Origin of the sequence: Burkholderia sp. BCC1985 (assembly GCF_905339915.1) — a bacterium.
Taxonomy (GTDB): domain Bacteria; phylum Pseudomonadota; class Gammaproteobacteria; order Burkholderiales; family Burkholderiaceae; genus Burkholderia.
In genome coordinates, this window is sequence record NZ_CAJPGY010000099.1 from 1 (window position 1) to 2,550 (window position 2,550).

Sequence of the window (2,550 nt, forward strand, 5' to 3'; positions counted from 1 at the left end):
CCCCGATGGGCGGGCAAATTCCCCCACCTGTGGGCACCTCAAAATCCCCCACCTAGAGACACGCGGAGCATGATGCTGGCGCGGTCTGGCAGGACGTTACCTTGCACCCCTCGAATGAAGAAGAGGGGTTGTTGGAGTGAATGTCTTGAAGCCGCATCTGCAAACAACCATCGCCACGCTCGTCGCCGCAGGCAAACGTCAGCGGGAGATTGCCCGGATTACGGGAGTTGATCGGAAGACGATCCGTAAGTATCAGGAGCAATTCGCCGCGGCGCAGGCAAATTCCCCCACGGTGCCCACCGGCGCCGAGCTGCAAATTCCCCCACCCTGCCCACCGGCAAAGGGCAGCCAGGTATCGGCCTGCGAGCCATACCGAGAGTTCATAGAGGCCCAGTTGCGACTGCGGCGCAACGCCATGGCCGTCTACCAGGATCTGGTGGACCGGTTTGGCTTCGCTGCCGGCTACGACAGCGTCAAGCGGTTCGTGCGGACATTGCGCCAGCATGAGCCGGCCCAGTTTGACCGGCTGGACTTCCTGCCCGGCGAGGAAGCCCAAGTTGACTATGGCGAGGGCGCCCTGACCAGGGTTCCGGGAACAAATCGCTACCGCAAGCCGCGGCTGTTCGTGATGACGCTTCGCTACTCGCGGCGCAGCTTCCGCCGCGTCGTATGGAAGTCCGGCAAACAGGTTTGGGCCGAGCTGCACGAGCAGGCCTGGCGCCACTTTGGTGGCGCCACGCAATACGTTGTCCTCGACAATCTAAAGGAAGGCGTTGTCAAACCGGACCTGTACGAGCCGGAACTCAATCCGGTGTATGCCGCCATGCTCGCTCACTACGGCGTGGTGGCGGACCCAGCCCGCGTCCGAGATCCGAATCGCAAGGGCACCGTCGAGAACGCGATCCAGCATACCCAGGGAACGGCCCTGAAGGGGCGCCGGTTCGAATCGATCGAGGAGCAAAACGCCTTCCTTGATCTATGGGAATCGAACTGGGCGTCCAGAAGAATCCACGGCAGCACCCGTCGCCAGGTTCAGGCGATGTTCGAGGAAGAGCGCCCCCATCTGCGCGCCTTGCCGGCGCGCAACTTCGAATACTTCACCGACAAGGTCTACACGGTCTGCGACGACACGTGCGTACGGGTGGACCACAGCAGCTACGCCGCCCGACCGGCTCCCATCGGCAGCCAGGTGCTGGTGCGTAAATTTGCCCGTCGTCTGGAAATCCGCAACCTCCAGACACAGGCATTGCTGCGCACCCACATTCTGGCCGAGAGGCCGGGAACAGTGGTGCTGCCGCAGGACGAGCGACCGTTCAATCCTTCCCGGGAAACACGCCGCATCCTCGCGCAGGCCAAGTCGATCGGGCCATCGGCCGAGCGCCTGTGCCAGCATCTGTTCGACACCGAAGGGAGAATCGGTCAACGCAAGCTCTGGGGCATCGTCGGCCTAGTCCGGCGTTACCCCCGGCGCCTGATCGAAGCAGCCTGCGAGATCGCCATGAGAGAAGGCGTGCCCAGCTACAAACAGGTCAAGGCGCTGACCGAGCGTCTGCTGGAGCAGGCGCTGGCTGAACTGGACGCGCCCATCCAGGGCGAACTGCTCTTGACTCAGGAACATCACCTCATCCGGGACGGCGACGACTATGCCGACCTGTTCACCCTCGGCGCCAAGCATAGCGCCGCCATGCCATCAACCCACGGAGATCTCTCTTGAGCATGAGCCTTGCCGAAATCGACCGCGCCCTGCGCGAACTGCGCCTGTCCGGTATCAGCGCGACACTGGAAACCCGGGTGCTGCAAGCCCAGGCCAGCCAGCAGCCGTTCCTCGAAACCTTCTCCATGATTCTGCAGGACGAGCTCGATCGCCGACAATCCCGGCTTCTCGAACGACGTTACCAGCAGTCCGGCCTGGACGAGCGCAAAACCCTGACCGACTTCGACTGGTCCTTCAATCCGAAAGTACCCCGTCAGGCTTGCTTCGAGCTACACACCCTGAAGTTCGTCGCCGACAGCGACAACGCACTGCTGATCGGCAAACCCGGCACCGGCAAAAGCCACATCGCCAAGGCCATCGCCTACAACGCCACCCTGCAGGGAATGAAGGTGCGCTACGTCGAGTCCGACACCGTGTTCGCCGGCTATGCCGTGGAAACGCGTGCCGATCAGGACCGGCTGCTCAAGGCCCTCGTCGAGCCCGAACTCCTCGTGCTTGACGATCTGTTCCTCGCCAAACGCATTCCCGATGCCGCGGCCGAACTGCTGCAGACCGTGGTCCATCAACGCTACAAGCAACGTCGCAGCATCCTCGTCACGTCCAACCGCGTCGTCCAGGACTGGGGACGCTACCTTCGCGACAGCACCATGGCCTCGACGATCCTTGACCGTCTGCTGCATCGCTCCAAACTCCTTGAGTTTGAAGGCAAGAGCTATCGCCTCCGGGAAGCCGCGGCCAGGCTTGCCATCACTGAGGAATCCGACGCATAATCCGCTCGTCCTGCCTGGGGGAATTTAGCCGCCCACAAGTGGAGGAGTTTGAACTGCCCATCGGGG

Annotated in this window: 2 protein-coding genes; both read left to right on the forward strand. The window is 62.5% G+C overall.

Features of this window, described 5'->3' with window-relative positions; all coding sequences use genetic code 11:
* Nucleotides 1–136: 136 nt before the first annotated feature.
* Entirely contained in the window at nucleotides 137–1,714 is a 1,578-nt protein-coding gene (gene istA, locus U4Z31_RS36765) for an IS21 family transposase (RefSeq protein WP_321812973.1), read from the forward strand.
* A gap of 2 nt (nucleotides 1,715–1,716) precedes the next feature.
* Nucleotides 1,717–2,484 (forward strand): IS21-like element helper ATPase IstB, encoded by a 768-nt coding sequence (gene istB, locus U4Z31_RS36770; protein WP_321812974.1) that lies wholly within the window; start codon nucleotides 1,717–1,719, stop codon nucleotides 2,482–2,484.
* Nucleotides 2,485–2,550: the final 66 nt, after the last annotated feature.

Bases quoted from the DNA above. Each gene is read 5' to 3' on its own strand.
- istB (WP_321812974.1), top strand. From the start codon at position 1,717: ATGAGCCTTGCCGAAATCGACCGCGCCCTGCGCGAACTGCGCCTGTCC.